Annotated in this window: 18 protein-coding genes; 12 read left to right on the top strand and 6 right to left on the bottom strand. The window is 72.0% G+C overall.

Going from position 1 to position 23,220, the window contains the following annotated elements; genetic code table 11:
- The first annotated feature begins 8 nt into the window (after positions 1-8).
- The 4 genes from ligA to BLA60_RS25350 all read left to right on the top strand — a co-directional run bounded on the left by ligA (position 9) and on the right by BLA60_RS25350 (position 6,666).
- Positions 9-2,132: an NAD-dependent DNA ligase LigA gene (ligA, locus tag BLA60_RS25335; RefSeq protein WP_075135482.1), complete on the top strand. Its 2,124-nt coding sequence runs from the start codon at positions 9-11 to the stop codon at positions 2,130-2,132.
- Positions 2,125-2,619 (top strand): GNAT family N-acetyltransferase, encoded by a 495-nt coding sequence (locus tag BLA60_RS25340; protein WP_075135483.1) that lies wholly within the window; start codon positions 2,125-2,127, stop codon positions 2,617-2,619. The genes ligA and BLA60_RS25340 overlap by 8 nt, the downstream gene beginning before the upstream one ends.
- Before the next feature lie 68 nt (positions 2,620-2,687).
- A complete protein-coding gene (locus BLA60_RS25345; protein ID WP_075135484.1) occupies positions 2,688-3,473 on the top strand; it encodes a methyltransferase domain-containing protein in 786 nt (261 codons plus the stop codon).
- Between the two features lie 10 nt (positions 3,474-3,483).
- Entirely contained in the window at positions 3,484-6,666 is a 3,183-nt protein-coding gene (locus BLA60_RS25350) for an NACHT domain-containing protein (protein ID WP_075135485.1), read from the top strand.
- Here BLA60_RS25350 and BLA60_RS25355 read toward each other — a convergent pair.
- Together BLA60_RS25355 and BLA60_RS25360 are read right to left on the bottom strand one after the other, a co-directional pair.
- Positions 6,641-7,414 (bottom strand): SGNH/GDSL hydrolase family protein, encoded by a 774-nt coding sequence (locus BLA60_RS25355; protein WP_075135486.1) that lies wholly within the window; start codon positions 7,412-7,414, stop codon positions 6,641-6,643. The genes BLA60_RS25350 and BLA60_RS25355 overlap by 26 nt on opposite strands.
- Positions 7,411-8,064 (bottom strand): ACT domain-containing protein, encoded by a 654-nt coding sequence (locus BLA60_RS25360; RefSeq protein ID WP_075135487.1) that lies wholly within the window; start codon positions 8,062-8,064, stop codon positions 7,411-7,413. The genes BLA60_RS25355 and BLA60_RS25360 overlap by 4 nt, the downstream gene beginning before the upstream one ends.
- A 198-nt stretch (positions 8,065-8,262) precedes the next feature.
- Between BLA60_RS25360 and gatC the strand changes: the two genes are divergently transcribed.
- Genes gatC through BLA60_RS25380 form a run of 4 tightly spaced genes read left to right on the top strand, consistent with a single transcriptional unit; the run spans position 8,263 to position 14,611 of the window.
- Positions 8,263-8,562 (top strand): Asp-tRNA(Asn)/Glu-tRNA(Gln) amidotransferase subunit GatC, encoded by a 300-nt coding sequence (gene gatC / locus BLA60_RS25365; RefSeq protein ID WP_075135488.1) that lies wholly within the window; start codon positions 8,263-8,265, stop codon positions 8,560-8,562.
- Entirely contained in the window at positions 8,559-10,076 is a 1,518-nt protein-coding gene (gatA, locus tag BLA60_RS25370; RefSeq protein ID WP_075135489.1) for an Asp-tRNA(Asn)/Glu-tRNA(Gln) amidotransferase subunit GatA, read from the top strand. Before gatC ends, gatA begins: the two co-directional genes overlap by 4 nt.
- A complete protein-coding gene (gene gatB, locus BLA60_RS25375) occupies positions 10,073-11,581 on the top strand; it encodes an Asp-tRNA(Asn)/Glu-tRNA(Gln) amidotransferase subunit GatB (protein ID WP_075135490.1) in 1,509 nt (502 codons plus the stop codon). The genes gatA and gatB overlap by 4 nt, the downstream gene beginning before the upstream one ends.
- A 15-nt stretch (positions 11,582-11,596) precedes the next feature.
- Positions 11,597-14,611: an AfsR/SARP family transcriptional regulator gene (locus BLA60_RS25380; protein WP_075135491.1), complete on the top strand. Its 3,015-nt coding sequence runs from the start codon at positions 11,597-11,599 to the stop codon at positions 14,609-14,611.
- On the opposite strand, the gene BLA60_RS25385 is transcribed toward BLA60_RS25380, so the two are convergent.
- Together BLA60_RS25385 and BLA60_RS25390 are read right to left on the bottom strand one after the other, a co-directional pair.
- Positions 14,604-15,131, bottom strand: coding sequence for a hypothetical protein (locus tag BLA60_RS25385; RefSeq protein ID WP_075135492.1), 528 nt, complete (start codon positions 15,129-15,131; stop codon positions 14,604-14,606). The genes BLA60_RS25380 and BLA60_RS25385 overlap by 8 nt on opposite strands.
- A gap of 170 nt (positions 15,132-15,301) precedes the next feature.
- Complete coding sequence (locus BLA60_RS25390; protein WP_075135493.1) at positions 15,302-16,486, bottom strand: PQQ-dependent sugar dehydrogenase; 1,185 nt, start codon at positions 16,484-16,486, stop codon at positions 15,302-15,304.
- Positions 16,487-16,538: 52 nt separating this feature from the next.
- Here BLA60_RS25390 and BLA60_RS25395 point away from each other — a divergent pair, with 52 nt between their 5' ends.
- The 4 genes from BLA60_RS25395 to BLA60_RS25410 all read left to right on the top strand — a co-directional run bounded on the left by BLA60_RS25395 (position 16,539) and on the right by BLA60_RS25410 (position 20,537).
- A complete protein-coding gene (locus BLA60_RS25395) occupies positions 16,539-17,441 on the top strand; it encodes a 2-hydroxyacid dehydrogenase (protein WP_245812143.1) in 903 nt (300 codons plus the stop codon).
- Between the two features lie 169 nt (positions 17,442-17,610).
- On the top strand, positions 17,611-18,210 hold the full coding sequence (locus BLA60_RS25400) for a DoxX family protein (protein WP_075135495.1): 600 nt from the start codon (positions 17,611-17,613) through the stop codon (positions 18,208-18,210).
- 22 nt (positions 18,211-18,232) lie between these two features.
- Complete coding sequence (gene hemW, locus BLA60_RS25405) at positions 18,233-19,465, top strand: radical SAM family heme chaperone HemW (RefSeq protein ID WP_075135496.1); 1,233 nt, start codon at positions 18,233-18,235, stop codon at positions 19,463-19,465.
- 670 nt (positions 19,466-20,135) lie between these two features.
- Complete coding sequence (locus BLA60_RS25410; protein ID WP_075135497.1) at positions 20,136-20,537, top strand: PGPGW domain-containing protein; 402 nt, start codon at positions 20,136-20,138, stop codon at positions 20,535-20,537.
- A gap of 573 nt (positions 20,538-21,110) precedes the next feature.
- Here the strand turns inward: BLA60_RS25410 and BLA60_RS25415 are convergent.
- Entirely contained in the window at positions 21,111-21,326 is a 216-nt protein-coding gene (locus tag BLA60_RS25415; protein ID WP_084735253.1) for an EF-hand domain-containing protein, read from the bottom strand.
- 5 nt (positions 21,327-21,331) lie between these two features.
- A complete protein-coding gene (locus tag BLA60_RS25420) occupies positions 21,332-22,603 on the bottom strand; it encodes a histidine--tRNA ligase (RefSeq protein ID WP_075135525.1) in 1,272 nt (423 codons plus the stop codon).
- Positions 22,604-23,220: the final 617 nt, after the last annotated feature.

The raw sequence follows: 23,220 nt of genomic DNA on the forward strand, positions 1-23,220 counted from the left end.
CTGCCTATGTGACCAGCGCGAACGACAACCAGCGTCAGCAGGGTATCGAGGACGTCCCGCCGGCGGTCCGACAGCGGCACGCCGCCCTCGCGGAGGAGATCAACGGCCACCGTTTCCGCTACTACGTGCTCGACTCGCCGACGGTCTCCGACGGCGAGTTCGACGCGCTGTGGCACGAGCTGCTCGCGGTCGAGGAGCGCCACCCCGGCCTGGTCACCCCCGACTCGCCGAGCCAGCAGGTCGGCGGCACCTTCTCCACCGAGTTCGCCGCCGTCGACCACCTGGAGCGGATGCTCAGCCTGGACAACACCTTCGACGCCGACGAGCTCGGTGCGTGGGCCGACCGGGTGGAGAGGGAACTCGGCCCGACCGACTACCTGTGCGAGCTGAAGATCGACGGCCTGGCGATCAACCTGCTCTACCGCGACGGCCGGCTGGTCCGCGCGCTGACCAGGGGCGATGGCCGCACCGGCGAGGACGTCACGCTCAACGTGCGCACCATGCGCGACGTGCCGGAGCGGCTCACCGGAACCGACGAGTTCCCGGTCCCCGCGCTGGTCGAGGTGCGCGGCGAGGTGTTCCTGTCGGTCGAGGACTTCACCGAGCTGAACGCGAAGCTCGTGGAGGCCGGCAAACCGGCCTTCGCCAACCCGCGCAACACCGCCGCCGGGTCGCTGCGGCAGAAGGACCCGAAGGTCACTGCGAGCCGCCCGCTGCGGCTGATCTGTCATGGTCTCGGGCGCCGGGAGGGCTTCGAGCCGACCCACCAGTCGCAGGCCTACCGCGCGCTGGCCGCGTGGGGTCTGCCGGTGTCCACGCACACCAAGGTCGTCACCTCGCGCGCGGACCTGGTGGCGCACATCGACTACTGGGGTGCTCACCGCCACGACGTCGAGCACGAGATCGACGGCATCGTGGTGAAGGTCGACGAGGTCGCCGCGCAGCGCCGGCTCGGGTCGACCTCGCGTGCCCCGCGCTGGGCCATCGCCTATAAGTACGCGCCGGAGGAGGCCACCACGACGCTGCTCGACATCCAGGTCAACGTCGGGCGCACCGGGCGGGTCACGCCGTTCGCGGTGATGGAGCCGGTGAAGGTGGCCGGGTCGACGGTCGCGCTGGCCACCCTGCACAACGCCAGCGAGGTGCGGCGCAAGGGTGTGCTGGTCGGCGACCGGGTGGTGATCCGCAAGGCGGGCGACGTGATCCCCGAGGTCCTGGGCCCGGTGGTGGACGCGCGTACCGGCGAGGAGCGCGAGTGGTCCATGCCGGTGACCTGCCCGTCGTGCGGCACACCGCTGGCCTACGAGAAGGAGGGCGACGCCGACATCCGCTGCCCCAACGCGCAGCGCTGCCCGGGGCAGCGCACCGAGCGGCTGGCCTACATCGGCGGCCGGTCGGCGCTGGACATCGAGGTCCTGGGGTTCGAGGCGGCGGTCGCCCTGGTCGACTCGGGAGTGATCGGTGACGAGGGTGACCTGTTCGACCTCGACGAGCCGACGCTGACGTCGGTGGAGTTGTTCCGTACCAAGGCGGGCACGCTCTCGGCCAACGGCCAGAAGCTGCTGGCGAACCTGGAGACGGTCAAGCAGCGTCCACTGTGGAGGGTTCTGGTGGCGTTGTCGATCCGCCACGTCGGGCCGACGGCCGCCCGCGCGCTGGCCCAGGAGTTCGGCTCGCTGCCCAGGATCATGGCCGCCTCCGACGAGGAGCTGGCCGCCGCCGAGGGCGTCGGGCCGACGATCGTGGCGGCGCTGCGGGAGTGGTTCGACACCCCGTGGCGGCGCGGGATCGTCGAGAAGTGGGAGCGCGCCGGGGTGCGGATGGTCGACGAGCGCGACGAGTCCATCCCGCGCAACCTCGACGGCCTGTCGATCGTGGTCACCGGCTCGCTGGCGACGTTGTCCCGCGACGAGGCCAAGGAGGCGATCCTGGCGCGCGGCGGCAAGGCGGCCGGCTCGGTGTCGAAGAAGACGGCGTTCGTGGTCGCCGGCGAGTCCCCGGGCAGCAAGCACGAGAAGGCCGTGGCGCTGAAGGTCCCGGTCCTGGACGAGGACGGTTTCCGGGTGCTGCTCGACCAGGGGCCCGAGGCCGCCGCCGAGGTCGCGACGGTGGGGGAGCCGGGCGATGGGTGAGGTCACGGTGCGCCGGGCCAGCGCCGACGAGGTCCCGCTGGCCGGTGAGCTGACCTACCAGGCCTACCTCGACGGCGGTTTCACCACCGCCGACGACCCCTACGCCGCCCACCTGGCCGACGCCGCCCCCCGCTTCGGCGGGGCGGAGCTGCTGGTGGCGGTGGACGCCGACGGCACGGTGCTGGGCACGGTCACCGTCGCGCCGCCGGGATCGTCGATGATCAACCTGGCGGGGCCGGACGAGCTGGAGTTCCGGATGCTGGCGGTGTCGCCGGCCGCGCGCGGGCGGGGGGTCGGCGAGGCGCTGGTGCGGGCGGTGCTCGACCGGGCCGGTGAGCTGGGCCTGCCGGCGGTGGTGCTCAGCAGCCAGCCGGACATGGCCGCCGCGCACCGGCTCTACCGGCGCTTCGGTTTCCGCCGTACCCCCGACCGCGACTGGAGCCCGGTCCCCGGGGAGACCCTGGTGACCTTCCGCCTGGAGCGGTGAAAGTGGTCCAGTTGCCGAAGGTCATTGTGGACCTGTTCAACGGACCACCGGCCGGTCAGGCTTGAGCCATGACCACCCGCTACGTCCACGGCTACTCCGCTCCCGAGACCCGTCGCCTCGGCGACCAGGCCGACACCCTCGCCGCCCTGCTGCACGCCGACACCGTCTACCCGCCCGGCAGCCGCGTCCTGGAGGTGGGCTGCGGGGTCGGCGCGCAGACCGGGCACCTGCTGGCCGGCAGCCCCGGCGCGGACCTCACGTCGGTGGACGTGTCGGCGGAGTCGCTGTCCGTCGCGCGCGCCAGGTTCGGCGAGCAGGTGACCTGGCGGCAGGCCGACCTGTTCACGCTTCCCTTCCCGGACAACAGCTTCGACCACCTGTTCGTGTGTTTCGTGCTGGAGCACCTGGCCGACCCGACGGCCGCGCTGCGCGCGCTGCACCGGGTGCTGCGTCCCGGCGGCACCCTGACCGTCATCGAGGGCGACCACGGCTCGGCCTACTTCCACCCCCACAGCGAACCCGCGCGCCGCACGGTCGACTGCCTGGTCCACCTGCAACCTGGCGACGCGCTGATCGGCCGCCGGCTGCACCCACTGCTCACCGCCGCCGGCTACCGCGACGTGACCGTCACCCCGCGCGTCGTCTATGCCGACGACTCCCGCCCGGACCTGGTCGAGGGCTTCACCCGCAACACCTTCGTCGCCATGATCGAGGCGGTACGCGCGGACGCGCTCGCCGCCGGCCTGGCGACCGACACGGAGTGGGACGAGGGCATCGCCGCCCTGCGCCGCACGGCCGAACCGGGCGGCACGTTCAACTACACCTTCTTCAAAGCGACCGCCCGCAACCCGTAACCTCGACCGGGTGGGGGTTGTCGACGGTGGCCTGCTGCGGATCGGCCAGGCCGTGGCGAAGCAGGTGGCGCTGTCCTGGCTGGCGGAGAAGAAGGCCGCCAGCCGTCGCGGCCGCGACCTGACGGCGCTGGTCCGCGCCCGCTTCCCGTTGCGCCGCGCCGAACGCGACGTCCACGAGTCGTTGATGCGCCTGGAGGACGAGGTCGCCGACCAGCTGGCGCCCGGCCTGGGCGGCGCGGCCCACGGCCTGCCCGACCACGAACGCGACGCCGCCTACGCGGCGGTCGCCGACGCGCTCGCCGAGGTCGACCTGTCCAACTCCGCGCTGTGGGCCACCGACCTCGACCCGGCTGAGCTGGCTTCGCTGGTACGCAAGGAGAAACCGGTCGACCGGGTGGGTCTGGCCGACCGCGCGGTGACCCTCTACGACGCGGCGCTGGACCGTTCGTGCGTGGTGCTGGTGCATCTGGTGCGCGAGCTGCCGGAGTTCCACGCGGCGGCGGCGGTCGAACAGCTGGGCCGCCTGCGTACCGTGCTCGGCGACGTGGCCGAGCTGCTCGACCGCGTCCCCGACCGCACCCTGGACGCCCCGGCCGGCACGGACTTCGACGAGGTGTTCCGCCGCCGTTACCTCGACCAGGTCCGGCGCGCCAACGACCACCTGGAGGTCATCGGCCTCACCACGCACACCTACGAGCCGCGCACCACCCTCAGCGTCGCCTACCTGAGCCTCACCGTCACCTCCGACCTCGACCTGGCGCCGCGCCGCGAGTCGGTCGCCGTCGACTGGCTGCTCGACGTCACGGCCAAACCCACCCTGGGCGAGAACCTGCGGGTGGAGCAGGCCCTGGGCGGCAGCCGCCTGACGGTGGTGCGCGGCGAGGCGGGCGCCGGCAAGTCGACGTTGCTGCGCTGGCTGGCGGTCAACGCCGCCCGGCGGGCGTTCACCGACCAGCTGGCCGAGTGGAACGGCTGTGTCCCGTTCCTGGTGAAACTCCGCGACTTCGCCGACACCCCACTGCCCAGGGGCGACGACCTGCTCACCCAACCCAGCTCCCCGCACACCGGCCCCGCCCCGGCGGGCTGGGCCCACCGCCACCTGTCCTCCGGCGACGCCCTGCTGCTGGTCGACGGTGTGGACGAGTTGACCGCCCAGCGTCGCCCCCTGGTCCGCCAGTGGCTGAAGACCCTGCTGGCGGCCTACCCGTCCGTCCGCGTCGTGGTGACCTCCCGCCCCACGGCCGTCGGCTCGACATGGCTGGCCCACGAGGGTTTCCGCTCGGTGATCCTCGAACCGATGACCCCGGCCGACGTCCAGGTCTTCCTCCGTCGCTGGCACGAGGCCCTCCTGGACTCGGTAACGGACCCGGCGTTGCTCCCCTGCCGCCCCGACGAGGTCCACGACCACCAACGGGCCCTGCTCGCGCAGCTCCAGGCCCGAGCCCACCTCCGCGCGCTGGCCAGAAACCCCCTCCTGTGCGCGATGCTCTGCGCCCTGAACCTCGACCGCCGCGCCCGCCTACCCCGAGACCGGGTGGCCCTCTACACGGCGGCGTTGGACATGCTCCTGGAACGCCGCGACGCCGACCGCAACGTCTCCGCCGGCGGCGAGATCACCATGTCGGCCGGGGAGAAACTGGTCCTCCTCCGTGTCCTGGCGTGGTGGCTCAACGAGAACGGCCGCACCGACCTGAGCCGCGACCAGGCCCTCGCCCGCCTCCGCGAACGCTTGCGCGGCATGCCCAACGTCCACCAGCCCGCCGAGGCCCTCCTCGACCACCTGGTGGAACGCAGCGGCGTGATCCGAGCCCCCGTGGAAGGCCGCATCGACTTCATCCACCGCACCTTCCAGGAGTTCCTGGCGGCCCAGGAAGCCATCGACCGCGACAGCATCGACCACCTCGTCACCCGAGCCACCTCAGACCTCTGGCGCGAAACGGTCCTGATGGCCTGCGCCCAGGGCTCCGCCGACCAAAGAGGCAGACTCCTCACCGGCATCCTCGACCGCGCGGAGTCAGCTGGAACCCGCACCGCCCGCCGACTGAGCCTGCTCGCCGTGGCCTGCCAGGAAACCGCGACCCTGGCACCCCCGGAGGTCCTGTCCCGCCTCGACTCGGTGGTGCGGTCCCTGGCCCCACCACGCGGCGTCCGCGAAAGCCGCTCCCTGGCCACCGTCGGCGAACCAGTCCTGGACTACCTGCCGGACTCACTCACGAACCTCACCCCGGCCAAGGCCGCCGGCTGCGTACGCACCGCGGCACTGGTCAACGGTCCCCGCGCCCTGGACACACTGGCCGGCTACGCCCCGGACCCACGGGTGGAGGTACAGGACGAGCTGATCAGAGCGTGGAAGTTCTTCGATCCGGAGACCTATCTGCGCCGGGTGCTCGTCGACGCGCCGCTGATTCCGCTGGAGTACGTGCCGCGCATGTTCCCCGAGGTTGATTTCCCGGCAGCGGTCCGTCTGCTGCCCCAGCTGCGGGCGATGCGCAGTTGCCGGGTGAACCTGTGGAGCCACGGTGCGATCGATGCCGAGGTGCGCGACCTGGCGGAGGTCAGGTCGCTGCGGTGGCTGGTGTTGCTCGGAGACCTGCTGCCCGCCACGCTCCCGGAACTGGCCAGGCTGACGGCGCTTCGCTACCTGTTCATCAACATCACCGAGGGCCTGTCGGCCGACATGTCGTTCCTGGCCGAGCTGACCACCCTGAACACACTCGCCCTGCCCAACGCCGGGGCCGTGCGTGACCTTCGTTTCCTGCGGCACCTGCCACACCTGGAAGCTCTGCACCTGTTCGACATCCCGGTGCGTTCGTGGCTGCACCACGTGCGCCAGCCGGAGATCCTGCACACCGCCGTGGCATCCGGAGTGGACGACACGGCCACCCTGCGCGCGGTCCTGGACCGGTTTCCCCGGCTGCGTATCCTGCGGCTGGTCGCACCGCGCGGCAGCCTGGAACCCCTGAGCGGCGCACGGCTGCGGAGCCTGACGATCGACGACCGGCCCGAGGTCGACCTGGCCGCCCTGCGTGATCAGCACGAGCTTCGGTTCCTGCGTGTCACCGGCACACGCGACGAGGTCGACCTGACACCGCTGGCTGAGCTGTCCGTGCGGGTGACCCTGGGCCGGAACGTCCGGGCGACCGGCGTGGACCGGCTTGGGCCGAAGGTCACTCTGCGGCGGTTACCGGGCTGAGGTCGGGGCGTTTGGCGACCCGGCCGTCGCCCGAGGACTGGCGCCGGATTCGGCGCATCACCCACGGTCCGGCGAACCCGGCCGTCCACCGCAGCTCCGCGTCCACCCGCTGCCACAGCGTCGGCCGGGGCAACGTCGGAAGCGGCTCGGTCCACGACAGGTCACTGCCCGGGACCTCCAGCGCGTGCGCCGCCGCCGCTGCCAGTCGGGTGTGGCCCAACTCGTTGAGGTGCAACCGGTCCGCGCTCCACAGCCGCTGGTCCGTGCACACCGGGTACGACGACAGGTCCAGCACCAGCACCCCGTGCCGCCCGGCCGCGGCCCGGATCGCCGCGTTCAACGCCGTCGTCCTGGCGCTGAGGAGCCGGCCGGCGGGGGTCAGCCGCGCCGGGTCGGGGAACGTGACCGTCAGGACCCGCGCCCCGGCCCCGGTCAGGGCCTCGAACATCGCCGCCAGGTCGGTGCCAACGGCCGCCGGGTCGAAGCTGCGGCGCAGCAGGTCGTTGACGCCGGCCATGACCGTTGCCAGGTCGGGGCGCAGGGCCACGGCCGCGTCCAGCTGGGTGCGCCGGACCTGGCCGGCCAGCAGCCCCCGGACCGCGAGGTTCGCGTACCTGAGCGACGGGTTGACCACCGCCAGTGACGAGGCCAGCCGATCGGCCCACCCTCGGAAACCCACCTTCGGGTCCCAATCCTGAAGCCCCTCGGTCTGGCTGTCACCGAGAGCGACGAACCGATCGTAGGTCAACCCGACAGCACCACCGCGATGATGCCCGCCAGGTGGGCCAGCCGGGCGACCTCGGCCGCCCGGAACTGTGGCCCGCCGGGTCTGCCGACCAGCAGCACCCGTTCGGGTTTGCCCAGCGGCGTCGCCGCCAGTTCGGTGCCCAGCTCCTGCCAGGTCTGCGGGACCCAGCTCTCCTCGCCGTCGAGCACCGTGGCCTTGGCCAGCGGCAGCCACGGCAGGTCCAGCACCTTCAGCTGCGGGGCGGCGGTACTCGCGGTGAGCGTGCGGGCACCCTCGTCCCCCGGACCGACCACCATCGCCCAGCCGGCGCGCACGATTCGCGGCACGCCCTCGGTGAAGATCTCTAAGCCCTGGTCGGGCTTGCCGGCGACGTCTTCCACCAGCTCGAGTTCACGGTGGGTGTCCAGCACCCCCGCGTAGGGCCGGACCGCGTCGACCTCGACGTCGTCCACCGACTCGGCGGCGGTGATCAGCACGTCGGGCAACCGGCCCTTGGGCAACTCGACGACGAGGTCGTCGATCGCCAGGCCGGAACTCCGTTCCACCACGTCCACGCTCAGAATGTCGGCCCCGATCTCGCCGAGTGCGGTCGCGACCGCGCCCAGCGCCCCCGGGACGTCCGGGAGCTGAACCCGGATCAGGAAGGACAAGGCGAACGCCTCCTAGTCTCGTGCCGGCCGACGATTGTCGCAGACGCGTTGTGCGACCCGCGCCCGCCGTCCACGTGCCGGGATCGACCGACAACCGGACCTGCCAGCTTGCAGCCCGAACAACCCGTTCGGGTCGCGCCAGGCCTTCGAAATAGACTCGGTCCGCCAAACTCAGCACATACGCAGGGAGTTCGTCCAGTGCCCAACATCTCCCGCGAGGAGGTCGCCCACCTCGCTCGCCTGGCCAGGCTGGCTGTCACCGAGGCCGAACTGGACAAGTTCGCCGGTCAGCTGGACGTGATCCTCCAGTCGGTGGCCAGGGTCGGTGAGGTGGCGGCCGATGACATCCCGCCCACGTCGCACGCCGTTCCGCTGCGCAACGTGTTCCGCGCCGACGAGATCCGCCCCGGCCTCACCCAGGAGCAGGTGCTGGCCGGCGCCCCGTCCGTCGAGGACGGCCGTTTCCGCGTTCCGCGCATCCTGGGGGAGCAAGCATGAGCAACCTGACGCACTCGACGGCCGCGGATCTGGCCGCGAAGATCCACGCTGGGGAGGTGTCCTCGGTCGAGGTGACCCAGGCCCACCTGGACCGGATCGCCGCCATCGACTCGACCGTGCACGCCTTCCTGCACGTCGACACCGAGGGCGCGCTGGCCGCCGCCCGTGCGGTCGACGAGGACGTGGCCGCCGGCCGGCCGGTCGCCTCGCCGCTGGCGGGGGTGCCGCTGGCGCTCAAGGACGTCTTCGCCACCAAGGACATCCCGACCACCTGCGGCTCGCGGATCCTGGAGAACTGGGTGCCGCCCTACGACGCCACGGTGACCCGCCGGCTGCGCGAGGCCGGTGTCGTGGTGCTCGGCAAGACCAACATGGACGAGTTCGCGATGGGCTCGTCGACCGAGAACTCCGCGTTCGGCGTCACCCGCAACCCGTGGGACCTCGACCGGGTGCCCGGCGGCTCCGGCGGCGGCTCGTCGGCCTCGCTGGCCGCGTTCGAGGCGCCGCTGGCGATCGGCACCGACACCGGCGGATCGATCCGCCAGCCGGCGTCGGTCACCGGCACCGTCGGCGTGAAGCCGACCTACGGCGGCGTGTCCCGTTACGGCCTGGTCGCGTTCTCCTCCTCGCTGGACCAGGGGGGACCGTGCGCGCGGACGGTGCTGGACGCCGCGCTGCTGCACGAGGTCATCGCCGGCCACGACCCGTTCGACTCCACCTCGATCGACGCGCCGGTGCCGCCGGTGGTCGCCGCCGCCCGCGAGGGCGCGGCCGGTGACCTGCGCGGGGTGCGGGTCGGCGTGGTCCGCGAGTTCACCGGCGAGTGGTACCAGTCCGGTGTGCTCGGCGCGTTCGAGCGTTCGGTCGAGGTGCTGCGCGAGTTGGGGGCCGAGGTCGTCGAGGTGTCGTGCCCGAACTTCGACTACGCGCTGCCCGCCTACTACCTGATCGCGCCGAGCGAGGCGTCGTCGAACCTGGCCCGGTTCGACGCGATGCGCTACGGCCTGCGGGTGGGTGACGAGCGGGGCAACAGCGCCGAGCAGGTCATGGCGCTGACCCGGGAGGCCGGGTTCGGTGAGGAGGTCAAGCGGCGCATCATGGTCGGCACCTACGCGCTGTCCTCCGGCTACTACGACGCCTACTACGGTCAGGCGCAGAAGGTCCGGACGCTGATCTCCCGCGACTTCGAGCGGGCCTTCGGCGAGGTGGACGTGCTGGTCTCGCCGACCACCCCGACCACCGCCTTCCGCATCGGTGAGCGGGTCGACGACCCGGTGGCCATGTACCGGGCGGACCTGTGCACCATTCCGGCGAACATGTCCGGCACGCCGGCCATGAGCGTTCCCGCCGGACTGTCCGAGGAGGACGGCCTGCCGGTCGGTCTGCAGATCATGGCCCCGGCCCTGCAGGAGCAGCGGATGTACAAGGTGGCCGCCGCCTACGAGGTCGCCCGCGACAAGGCCGCGGGCGGCGCCCTGATCAACCGTGTTCCGGAGCTGGAGGTCGCCCGATGAGTCTGTCCACTGCGGACCTTCTGGACTACGACGAGGTCCTCGAACGCTTCGACCCGGTGCTCGGGCTCGAGGTGCACGTCGAGCTGTCCACCAACACCAAGATGTTCTGCGGCTGCCCGACCGCGTTCGGCGCCGAGCCCAACACCCAGGTCTGCCCGGTGTGCCTCGGTCTGCCGGGCGCGCTGCCGGTGGTCAACGGCAAGGCGGTCGAGTCGGCCATCCGGATCGGGCTGGCGCTGGGTTGCGAGATCGCGCCGTGGTGCCGGTTCGCCAGGAAGAACTACTTCTACCCGGACATGCCGAAGAACTTCCAGACCTCCCAGTACGACGAGCCGATCGCGTTCAACGGCTCGCTGTCGCTGGAACTGGCCGACGGCACGGTCGTCGAGGTCGGCATCGAGCGCGCCCACATGGAGGAGGACACCGGCAAGTCGCTGCACGTCGGCGGTGCCACCGGCCGCATCCACGGCGCCGAGCACTCGCTGCTGGACTACAACCGCGCGGGCGTGCCGCTGATCGAGATCGTCACCAAGCCGATCACCGGCACCGGCGCCCGCGCGCCCGAGGTCGCCCGCGCCTACGTGACGGCGCTGCGCGACCTGCTGCGCGCACTGGACGTCTCCGACGTGCGGATGGACCAGGGTTCGCTGCGCTGCGACGCGAACGTGTCGTTGATGCCGCGCGGTGCCACCGAGTTCGGCACCCGCACCGAGACCAAGAACGTCAACTCGCTGCGCAGTGTCGAGCGGGCGGTGCGCCACGAGATGTCGCGCCAGGGCGCGGTGCTGGTCGCCGGCGGCGAGATCATGCAGGAGACCAGGCACTTCGACGAGTCGACCGGCACCACCTCGGCCGGCCGGCGCAAGGAGACCTCCGAGGACTACCGCTACTTCCCCGAGCCCGACCTGGTGCCGATGGCGCCGTCGGCGGACTGGGTGGAGCAGCTGCGCACGACCCTGCCGGAGCTGCCGTGGGAGCGCCGCAAGCGCGTCCAGACCGACTGGCAGCTCTCCGACCTGGAACTGCGTGACCTGGTCAACGCCGGCGCTCTCGACCTGGTGGCGGCGACCGTCGACGCCGGTGCCGCGCCGGACGCCGCCCGCGCCTGGTGGGTCAACTACCTGTCCCAGGAAGCGAACTCGCGCGGAGTCGAACTGGCCGAGCTGCCGATCAGCCCGAGCCAGGTGGCCAGGGTCGCGGCGCTGGTCGCCGAGGGCGAGCTGACCAACAAGCTGGCCCGCGAGGTCGTCGACGGCGTGCTCGCCGGCGAGGGCGAACCGGACGCGGTGGTCGAGAGCAGGGGCCTGGCGGTGGTCTCCGACGACACCGCGCTGTACGCGGCGATCGACGACGCGCTCGCCGCGCAGCCCGACGTCGCCGAGAAGATCCGGGGCGGCAAGGTCCAGGCGGCCGGCGCGATCGTCGGCGCGGTGATGAAGGCGACCAAGGGGCAGGCCGACGCCAAGCGCGTGCGGGAACTGGTCCTGGAACGCTGCGCCGGCTGAGGAGTCCGACCGACGGTGAGGTTCGGCGTGCTCGGCCCGCTGCGCGCGGCCGGGCAAGACGGCGAGTGGCTGCGCCTGCGCGGCGAACGGCAGCGGACGCTGCTCGCGATGTTGTTGTTCCACGCGAACGAGCAGGTTCCGGCCCAGCGGCTGGTGGACGCGCTGTGGCCGGACCTGCCGCCCAAGTCCTACGCGTCGAACCTGCACACCTATGTGTCCCGCTTACGGGAACGCATCGGGCCGGTGATCGACAACACCGCCGGCGGGTACCGGCTCGACGTGCACCGCGAGGACCTCGACCTGCTGGTGTTCACCGAGCGGGCACGGCAGGGCAGGGCGGCGGCGCGCGCGGGCGACCCGGTCGCCTCCGCACGCCACCTGCGGGCCGCGCTCGACCAGTGGCGCGGCAGCCCGGTCGCCGACCTGCACGTGCCGGCGCTGGACGCGGACGTGGCGCGGCTGGAGTCCGAGCGGCTCGCGGTGTTCGAGGACTGGGTCGCCGCCGAACTGTCCGCCGGCCGCGACGGCGAGCTGGTCGGCGAGCTGGAGGCGATGGTCGCCGAGCACCCGCTGCGCGAGCGGCTCACCGCCCTGCTGATGGTCGCCCTGCACCGGTCGGGCCGGCGGGCCGACGCGCTGGCCGCCTACCGCGCCACCCGCGCCACGCTGGTCGAACAGACCGGGATCGAGCCGGGGGCCGAGCTGCGCGGCGTGCAGACCGACGTGCTGCGCGGCGACACCGGCGCACCGGCCGCCGAACCGGACTGGCCGATCTGGCAGCTGCCGGCCGACGTCGCCGACTTCTCCGGCCGCGACCGCGAGGTCGACGAGCTGGTCGCCGTGTTCGGGCACGCGCCGCTGGTGGTGCTCAGCGGCGAACCGGGCGTCGGCAAGTCCACGCTGGCCGTCCGGGTCGCCCACCGGCTGCGCGCCCGCTTCCCCGACGGTCAGCTCTACGCCCACCTCGCCGGCGCCACCCGCCCGCAGGCCGTCGACGCCGTGCTCACCGACCTGCTGCGCTCGCTGGGCGTCACCGGCCCGGCGATCCCCGACGACCTGCAGGCCAAGGCCGCCGTGTTCCGCGCCCGGCTGGCCGACCGCCGGGTGCTGGTCGTGCTGGACGACGCCGCCGACCCCGCGCAGGTCAGGCCGCTGCTGCCGGGAACGCCGGCCAGCGCCGTGCTGGTCACCAGCCGCCGGCGGCTGTCCGGGCTGGTCGGCGCGCACCGGGCCACCGTCGAGCCGTTCACCGACGCCGAGGCGGGCCGGCTGCTGGAACGCATCGCCGGGGAGCGGGTCGCCGGGCAGCCGGCCGACGCCGCCAGGATCGTCGCCGCCTGCGGGAACCTGCCGCTGGCGCTGCGGATCGCCGGCACCCGCCTGGCGCTGCGCCCGCAGCTGCGGGTCGGCACGCTCGCCGACCGGCTGGAGGACGAGCTGCGCCGGCTCGACGAGCTGACCGTCAGCGACCTGCAGGTGCGTTCCAGCATCGCGTTGAGCTGCCGCGCGCTCACCCCGGCCGCCGGCGACACGTTCCGGCTCATCGGCCTGGTCGACCTGCAGGACCTGCCGGCGTGGGCGATCGAGATGCTGCGCCCGGACGCCGACGGCGCCGTGGAGGAGCTGGTCGAGTCCAGCCTGCTGCAACCCGCCGGTGTCGACGGCACCGGCGAGCCGCGCTACCGCACCCACGACCTGGTCCGCGCCTACGCCAGGGAACTCGCGTTGCGCCCGGAGGGCCTGGCGGCCCGGCGCGCGGTCAGCGACCGGTTCGTCGAGGTGGTGCTGGCGCTGGTCGACACCGCCGCTCGCCGGCTGCCCCGGGTCGCGCCGATGCCCGACCTGCGCGAACGTGCCCCGCACTCGCCGCTGCCCGGGGACACCGAACGGCGGCTGCTGGCCGACCCGGACGCCTGGTTCGCCACCGAACGGCCGGTGCTCGTGCAGGGCATCGGCGTGCTGTGCCGGGTCCGCCAGTACCGGGCGGCGTGGCTGATCTTCGAACGGTTCGCCCGGCACCTGTGGCTGCACGGCCACTACGGCGACCTGCGGACCTGCGCCCGCACCCTGGCCGAGGCCACGGACGCGTCGGTGGCCGTGCGGGCCGAGTCGGTGCTGGCGCTGCTGCTGCACGTGCGCGGCCGCTACGCCGAGGCCGTCGAGTCCTACCGGCGTTGCGCCGAGCGGATGGCCGGGCTCGGTGACCGGCAGGCGCTGGCCTGGGTGCGCACGAACCTGGCGAACTGCCTGATCGGGCTGGGTGAGCCGGAGGAGTCGCTGCGGCTGGTGGCCTCGGCCGAGGAGCTGTTCGCCGCCCTGCCCGCCGACGACCTCGGCGCCGCGTCGGTGCCCAGGACGAGGTCGGCGGCGCTGAACCGGCTGGGTCGGCTGGCCGAGTCGGTGCGGATCGACACCGCGGCCGTCGCCCAGGCCCGCGCGGCCGGCACGTCCCGGCGGGTGGCGCCGGCGCTGCAGAGCCTGTCGTGGAGCCTGGCGCTGACCGGGGCGCTGGACGCCGCGGCCGACGCCGCGCGGGAGGCGGTGTCCCTGCTGCGGTCGACGACCTCGCGGTCCGCGCTGGCCAGGGGCCTGCGCACGCTGGGCGCGATCCACGCCGGGCGCGGCGAGCGGGGGCTGGCGGTGGCGGCGTTCGAGGAGAGCCGGGCGATCGCGCGGGAGATCAACGAGCTGCCCAGGGTGCTCTCGGGCACCAGGGCGATCGCCGCGAGCTGGGTGGGGGAGGGGCGGGCCGCCGAGGCGGTGCCGGAGCTGCGCCGCTGCGTGGTGCAGTACCGGCAGATGGGCAGCCTGTCCTCGGCGACGGTGACCCTGCGGCTGCTGGCCGCCGCGCACGACGCTCTCGACGAGCCGGAGGCGGCGCTGGCGGCGCGGGCGGAGGCGGAGACGCTGGCCGACCCGAGGGACGCCAACGCGCAGACCCTCTACGGCCTGCTGCTGAACCTGACCAGACCGGACCGGGTGGCGGACCTCCCCTGCGTGTCCGCCACCCAGCCGGGTGGGGCTACCTGAGCGTCTTGGCGTACCGGCCGTTGGCCGGCAGCCAGGTCGTCACGATCGTGACGACGGCGCCGAGAACGGCGACCCAGGCGAGCCCGATCATCACGGTGGTGCCGGCGTCCAGACCGATCACCGCCGCGAACAGGATGGTGAGGGCGGCGGTCACGGTGACCAGCACGCGCATGGCCATCCCGGCCTTGCGCATGAGCAGCCCGAACAGCGCCAGCAGCACGCCGGCGCCCAGGACCAGGTAGGCGCGGGTCTCGTAGGTGCTCGCCGCCTCGGCGAACAGCGCGTCGACCATGGGGTTGTCGAAGTCGATGACCTCGGCGACCTCGGCTTCGCCGACACCCGTTTCAGCGGCGATCAGCTCGCTGCCGATCTCCTTGACCAGGTCAAGGCCTCCGGTAATGATGATCACGCCGTTGACGATGGCGGCGACGGCGGTGAGGACGGCCAGGCCGATCGCGGCGGTGAGCGATCCTGGCCGGGACGGCGAGGCGGTCTGGGTCGCCTCGGTTACAGCGGACACGAGTGTGCTTCTCCTTGGTACGACATCGTGAGGATGGTCGGTGACAGCAGGGACGGCACCCCTCGTCGGCCGTCGCTGGTCACCGGGCGAGCACGCTACGAGAGCCCACCACACGGAACGCACACAGTTGTGTCCAGCCTGGTCACAGGCCTACCGGCGCAGTCAGCCGGTCAGTCGGGCCCGCCGGGGCCCGCGCTCTGGGTGATCACGATGATCACCGCGCGGTCGTCGCTGGACACCGGTGTGCCGCCGGCACCCTTGTTGACGGTGCCGCCGACCGCCACCTGCTCGTTGACCAGGTCCAGCCCGCCGAGCAGCCCGAACCCGTCCTCGTCCTGCATGGTGACCACGGGTTTGCCGGAGAACGAGCCGTCCTCGGCCACCGGCAGCGCCTGGATGCCGGCCACCCGCGAGGTCACCACCCACACCGCGTCCGGGGTCGACGCGCACCCGGCGACACCCGGCCGGTCGGGCCAGCTCCACGCCGGCGCGGCCAGCGGCCGGCCGAGCTGGAGCTGGTAGAGCAGGTCCCGGTCGGGGCCCTGGTCGGTGACCCACATCCGCGAGCCGTCGACGGAGGCGCACACACCGCCGGGGGAAACCAGCCCGCTGGCGACCACCGCGTTGGCCGGGTCGGGGTTGTCCGGCGCCGGGCGGCCGTTGACGTCGATCCGCAGCACCTTGCCGGCCAGCGACCCGGGGTCCTTGGCCAGCGCCGGGTTGCCGGCGTCGCCGGTGGCCAGCAGCAGCGCGCCCCGGTGGTCCAGGGCCAGCGCGCCGCGGTTGCCGCTCGGGCCGCGGGGGATGCCGGTGAGCACCGGCTTGGGTGTGTCGCCGGGGGCGATGCGCACCAGCCGGTTGTCGGTCGGCGTGGTGATGTAGGCGAAGACCAGCTGGTCCTCGGAGTAGGTGGGTGAGAGCGCCAGCCCGGTCAGGCCGCCGCCGGTACTCGCGTCGACCGGTGCGACGGCGAAGACCTCCGCGCCGGTCTCCTTCTTCACCCGCAGGATCCGGCCGGTGGTGCGCTCGCCGACGAGCGCCGTCGGGTCGCGCCCGTCACCGGGCAGCGCGGCGACGGCGCTCACCTGGTTGAGGCAGGTGGCCAGGACCGCCGGGTGGTAGTCGGTGCAGCCCTGCGGCGGCGGGACGTCCGAGGGCGGGGGAGTGCGCGGTGTGCCGCCGCCCCCGCCGCCGCCACCGCCGTCCGGGTTCCGCGGCTCGGGGGCGGACTGGGGCTGGATCCTGTCCTGGGGCCGCCAGTCCTGCGGCTGCTCGGCGACGGTGGCACACCCGACGGTGAACAGCACCCCACCGACGGTCGCCGTCGCCATCAGCCTTCGCCACCCGACTGCCATGGTCCCAAGCTAGGTGACCACGGGTGAATCGCACGTGAGAGGCTGGGCCACTGTGATCACTGTGTTGGTGCCCGACGAGCAGGGCGTGGCCGCGCTGGCCGGGGTCGACGGTGTCACCGTGGTTCGCTACGACCCGGCGGTGCCGCTGCCCACCGACGCCGACGTGCTGGTCCCGAGCTTCCTGGACACCACCGACCCGGCGGTGTTCGTCGACCAGCTGCCGGGCCTGCGGCTGATCCAGCTGCAGACCACCGGCGCGGAGAACTGGATCGGCCGCATCCCCGACCACGTGCTGCTGTCGACGGCGCGGGGCGCGCACGGGGGCAGCACGGCGGAGTGGGCGCTGGGGGTGCTGATCGCCGTGTACCGGGAGCTGATCCCGTTCGAGCGGTCCCGCCTGGCCCGCGACTGGACCCGGCGGCCGACCGACACGCTGCAGGACAAGCGGGTGCTGGTGCTCGGCGCGGGGGACCTCGGCCAGCGGATGCGCCGGCGCCTGGAGGCGTGCGACGCGACCGTCACCCTTGTCGGCACCCGCGCCCGCGACGAGGTGCGCGGCATCGACGAGGTCCCCGACCTGCTCGCCGAACACGACGCGGTGGTGCTGATGGTGCCTCTCACCGAGCGCACCACGGGCCTGGTCGACGCGGAGTTCCTGGCCCGGATGCGCGACGGCGCGGTGTTGGTCAACGCGGCGCGGGGGAAGGTCGTGGACACCGACGCGTTGGTCGCCGAACTGACCGCCGGGAGGTTGCGGGCGGCGCTGGACGTGACCGACCCGGAGCCGCTGCCGGTGGACCACCCGCTGTGGTCGGCGCCGGGGCTGGTGTTGACCCCGCACGTGGCCGGCAGCGTGCACGACTATCTGCGAAGGGCCTATCGGGTGGTGGTGCCGGAGGTCGCGAAGTTCGCAGCGGGTGCCGTTCCGGACAACCTCGTACACGGTGAGTACTGATTTCGACCGTTCGGCCGATTACTCGTGGCAATGCCCTACTCTGCGCCGGGTGACTACTGACGACAACCGCTCTCGGGCCGCGGGTGGTTACGCGGCTAGCGGCCGATACAACGCCGACACCGAGGACCTGGGATACGGCAGCCAGTCCTCCGTCGCGTCGGATTCGTCGATGTATGACGACGCCGGCTACTCCTCGCAGACGACGTCACTGCCGGGGAGCTCGAGGTTCGACAACGACGACGATTTCGGCAGTGCGTTCGACGAGCCCGACCGGCGCGTCCAGTGGCACGGCGGCGTGGATTTCGGGCTGCTGGTGCTCAGGATCGCCCTGGGCGGGATGTTCGTGGTGCACGGGCTGGACAAGATGTTCGGCTGGTTCACCGACTTCGGTGGCATGGGTGCCATCGAGCAGATGCTCAGCAGCTACGGCTACACCGAGCCGTCGATCCTGGCCTGGGTGCTCGCCGTCGGGGAGACCCTCGGTGGGGTGCTGCTGGTGCTGGGCCTGTTCACCCCGGCGGCGGCGGGCATGGTGCTCGCCGTGCTGGCGAACACCATCGCCGTGAAGGGCGACTGGGACGTGTTCCTGGGCGGTGTCGAGCTGGAGTTGGTGTACGCGGCGATCGCGTTCGCGCTGCTGTTCACCGGCCCAGGGCGGGCGGCGATCGACCGCAACACGCACTGGTGCCGCAAGGCGCCGATCTACGGGATCATCTTCCTGGTCATCGCCGCGGGCGCGTCGGCGGTGACCCTGTTCGCGCTGCGCTGACCCGCGGGCGGAGGATGGACGTGTGCCATCCGCTCTTCCCGATGGGGACGCCGCGCCGTCGACCGGCTCGCTGCCCGAGTCCGCCCTCAGTGGACTCGGGCGCCGGCCGTTCGGCGTGTACGTCCACGTCCCGTTCTGCGCGACCCGCTGTGGTTATTGTGACTTCAACACCTACACCGCGTCGGAACTGGCTGACTCGCCGACGTCCCAGACGTCGTGGCTGGCCGCGGTCCGCCAGGAACTCACCCTGGCGGCCGAGGTCCTGACAAGCCCTCCGCCGGCGACCACGGTATTCGTGGGCGGCGGCACCCCCTCCCTGCTGGGCGCGCGAGTCCTGGGAGAGGTCCTCGACACCGTCCGATCGACGGTGGGCCTGGCCCGAGACGCCGAGGTCACGACGGAGTCGAACCCCGAGTCGACCTCTCCCGGTTTCTTCGCGGCCCTCAGGGAGGCCGGCTACACCCGGGTGTCACTGGGCATGCAGTCCGCGGCCCCCGGGGTCCTCCGGACGTTGGACCGCACCCACACCCCCGGCCGGGCCACGGACGCTGCCCGCGAGGCACACCAGGCCGGCTTCACCCACGTGAACCTGGACCTGATCTACGGCACCCCCGGCGAATCCGAAGAGGACCTACAGAGGTCGTTGGACGCCGTCCTGGAAGCGGAGGTGGACCACGTGTCGGCCTACGCCCTCATCGTCGAGGAGGGCACCGCGTTGTCGAGGCGCATAGCGAAAGGCACCCTCCCACCTCCCGACGACGACGTCCTCGCGACTCGCTACGAACAGGTCGACGACACCCTGTCCAAGGCGGGGCTGCAGTGGTACGAGGTGTCCAACTGGGCCAGTGCTCCCGAGTCGTGGTGCCACCACAACCTCGGCTACTGGCATGGCGCGGACTGGTGGGGGGTGGGCCCCGGGGCGCACAGCCACGTGGGCGGGGTTCGCTGGTGGAACGTCAAACACCCGGCCAGGTACGGGGCCCTGCTGGCGTCCGGCAGTTCCCCCGCCGCCGCCAGGGAAACCCTCACCGTGGCCGACCGGCACCTGGAACGCGTCATGCTGGAACTACGTCTGGTGGACGGCCTCCCCGTGGAGGTGCTCCCTCCCCCAGCCCAACAGGAGGCCCACCGGGCGGCGGCGGAAGGCCTCCTCGACCAAGAGGCCCTGAAAGGCGTCAACGGCCGCTTCGGCCGCTGCGTCCTCACCCGCCAAGGCCGCCTCCTGGCCGACGCCGTAATCCGCCGCCTGACCTGACGGAGACGCCCGTCCCCCGCCCACAGTCTCACCACGGCACCCGGCACCACAGCCACCGCTGAATCCCCCTGGCCCGGTCGATCCAGTCGGTCGACGTGACCGCTCACCGCAGTGGGCCCTGAGTCTCGTCCGCTCACCTGGGCCTGTTGGTTTGTCTGTCTGGTTGGCTGGATTGGGCTTGCTGGCTGGACCAGGTCTGTCTGCTGGACCAGGTCTGTCGGTTGGGTTGGGTTTGTTGGTTTGGCCTGGTGTGTTGGCTGGATTGGGTCTGCTGGCTGGGCCAGGTCTGTCGGTTGGGTTGGGTTTGTTGGTTCGGTCTGGTGTGTTGGCTGGACTGGGCTTGCTGGCTGGACCAGACCTGTCGGCTGATCTGGGCTCGTCGGCAAACCTGGGTTCGTTGGCTGAGCTGGGCCCGTTCGCTCACGTGGCCCGCCTGCTGACCTGGGCCCGCTGACCTGGGCTTGTCGGCTCAACCGAGCCCGCTGGCTCACCTGAGCCCACACCAGCCGGCAGGTCTCCGACCAGGTCGGACCCGCGCCTTCACCCCGGCCGGCTCCGCCCAGAGCGGTCGGCCTCCGGACCGGACCCGCCCGCACCACTGACCGCAGGCACTGGCCGACTGGCTCTCGATCCAGCGGATCGACGAGCACTGGGTCAGGATTGGGCCACGATGCCAGCCAAGGACCAGCTCAAGCACATACTGATGGTGATCGCCGGCTTCATGGTGTTCCTGGTCGGCGTGGTGCTCCTGGTACTGCCTGGCCCAGGCCTGCTGCTGGTCCTGGCCGGCCTGATCATCCTCTCCGGTGTGTTCCCGAAGCTGGAACGCCACATCACTCCGGTACGTGATCGCGCGATGAAGGCGGCCGAGGAGAGCGTGTCGTCACCGCTACGAATCGTCGGCTCGTCACTGGCTGGCCTCGCACTGATCGCGGCCGGCGTGCTCTGGGGCCTGCGGGTGTTCTCCTGGCTGCCGTTCCCCGGTTGGAGCACAGGATCGAGCCTCATCCTGTCCGGCTTCGTGCTGCTCGGCCTCCTGGCATGGAGCTACCACCGAACCAGGCAAACCTGACCGAACCAGCTGACCGAGCCGAGCCAGACCTGAGAGGTCAGGCTGGCGGCCTGACCGGGTCAGCCAGTCGGGTCAGCCGGTCGGGTCAGCCGGGCGATCGGGCCGGAGCCGGCAGCTGATCGACCTGGTTGATCGGGCCGCGCCAGATGATTGGGCCGGCACCGGCGGTTGGGGGTGAAGTCCGTCTGTGGGCTGAGTAAGGCGACCGAGCGGCGAGTTGGCGCCAATCGAACACGTTGCTTGGCCGAGCCACCATGTAGTTGGGCGGGCCGGGTGGCTTGGCCGAGCGATGTAGTTGGGCCGGCCCCGGTGGCTGGGCCGAGCCAGGCAGCTGGGCCGGTACTGGCGACTTGGCCGAGTCAGTCGACCGGGTTGAGCCAGCGCCAGGGCGGGAGCTGGCGGCCGATTGAACCAGGGCGGGCCGGCCGAACCAGGGCGGCCGGCCGAACCAGGGCGGCCGGCCGAACCAGGGCGGGCCGATCGAACCAGGGCGGCCGGCCGAACCAGGCGTCCGGTCGGAGCTGGGGGCCTGACCGGACCGGAATCAACCGGATCGGCTCTGTGCCACGGTCTTCAGCCAGCTCGGTTCCACGCCACGGTGAACTCCGGCAGGGAGATCCGACCGTCCTGGTCGGCGTCGGCGTCCGCGAAGATCGACTTGATCTCCGGCTCGGTGATGTGCTCGCCCCGGGCGGACATGGCCGACACGAATTCCTGCTCGGTGATCTGGCCGTCGTCGTTCAGGTCGAGTTCGGCGAACGCCTTGGCGAGTTCGTCGTTCACTGGCATGCCTCCTAGTTGCCGCGAAGGGGCCGCACGTCCGGCAACTCGGTGAGGTCCTGGTCGGCTTTCACCGAGAGGAACCCGGTGAAGCCCCAACCCTCGAGCCGGGTGAGCTGGGCCGGGAACTTACCGCTGCGTCGAATCGGCGACACCACCGCGTCCCGCTCGGCCCGCAGCCGCCGGGCCACTGCCAGCGCCCGCTCCACCGGCACGTCGGACTCGAACAGCACGGCGAGCCGCTCGGCCGGGGGAGCGGCGGGCACCAGGTCGACGATCCGTTCGAACCCGATCGAGAAGCCGCACGCCGGCACCGCGGTCCCGAGAGACCGCCCGACCAGCTCGTCGTAGCGCCCACCACCGGCGATCGAACCCGACGAGTCCGGGTGCGAGATCTCGAAGATCTGCCCGGTGTAGTACCCCATGCCCCGCACCAGCGTCGGGTCGAACAACCACCGCTGGTCACCCGGCAGCGCCCCCAGGCACCGGACTGTGGTGGCCAGGTCCTCCGCGACCGCAGTCGGCAGGTTCGGCACCGCGTCCGCCAACGCGTCGACAACCTTGTCGGTGGACAGGTCACTCAGCGCGTCGATGGTGTCCCGGACCGCGCGCACGACCTCAGCGGAAAGTCCCCGCTCCTCACGGAGTTCCGTCTCGACGCCCGACCAGCCGACCCGGTCGAGCTTGTCGACCGTGACGAAGAATCCCGCCTGCCCTTCCTCCGGCACACCGGCGCCACTCGCCAACGCCGCGAGGAACCGCCGGTCGGAAAGCCGCACAGTGGTCCCGGCGAGCCCGACAGCCGCCAGCGCGGCGGTGGTCGCCTCGATCAGCTCGACCTCGGCGAGCACACTCGCCTCGCCGAACAGGTCGATGTCGCACTGGTAGAACTGGCGGTAACGACCCCGCTGCGGCCGTTCGGCCCGCCACACCGGCCCGAACTGGAACGAGCGGAACGGCTGCGGCAGCTCTGCCCGGTACTGGCTGTAGAAGCGGGTCAGCGGCACCGTCAGGTCGTAACGAAGCCCCAGATCCACCAGGTCGGACAGCGCCGTCGCCTCGGCGACCTGTTCGTCGAGTCCGCGGCGCAGGATGCGGAACAGGAGCTTCTCGTTGTCCCCGCCCTGCCCGCTGGTCAGCCGCTCGATCCGCTCCAGCGCCGGAGTCTCGATGCGCTGATAGCCGAACTGCCGGTACACGTCCTGGATCAGACCAAGGACCCGATCACGGGTGGCGACGGCGGAGGGCAGCAGGTCACGGGTGCCCCTGGCAGGGCTGTTGTCCATCTTCACGGGATAGTCCTAGCGTCGGTTGGCCGGTGATCAGCACGGGACGATCAGCAGGGCCGATGGCTGAACACGAGAACCTCCACGCGGAACTGTCATGGACAGCCCGATTCTCGCACGCACAGCGATCGAGTTACGCACGGTGGGTGGAGCCGCACCACCACCAGCCCACAACCCAACCGTCACCATCCGCTCGTGGCGCCGAACGGCCCGATGCCACCACGCCGCCAGCCGTCCACACCCCGGCCAGAACCGAGCTCCCGGGCCGCGACCAGCACAGATGCCCCCAACGCCTCACCAGGCACGCGTGCCACGCCACCACAGGCGCAGAGGTGTCGACGGACAGTCAGTTCAGCGCCCTGCCACCGCCCCAGCCTCCCAGGCGTTTAACGCCGACAACAGCCAACGAGCAGCCCGCCCGAGCCCACGCCCCGATAGCCGCGCAGATCGCGCACCAGACCGGCGTAACACCACACCGCGCTACGGATGTCGAATTCGTCACCGCAACCACGGACCCGAATCAACGTTGGCTCCCCGCCAGCCCGCCAGCCCGCCAGCCCGCCAGCCCGCCAGCCCGCCAGCCCGCCAGCCCGCCAGCCCGCCAGCCCGCCAGCCCG

Source organism: Actinophytocola xinjiangensis (assembly GCF_001921215.1).
In the GTDB taxonomy this organism is placed as follows: Bacteria; Actinomycetota; Actinomycetes; order Mycobacteriales; family Pseudonocardiaceae; genus Actinophytocola; species Actinophytocola xinjiangensis.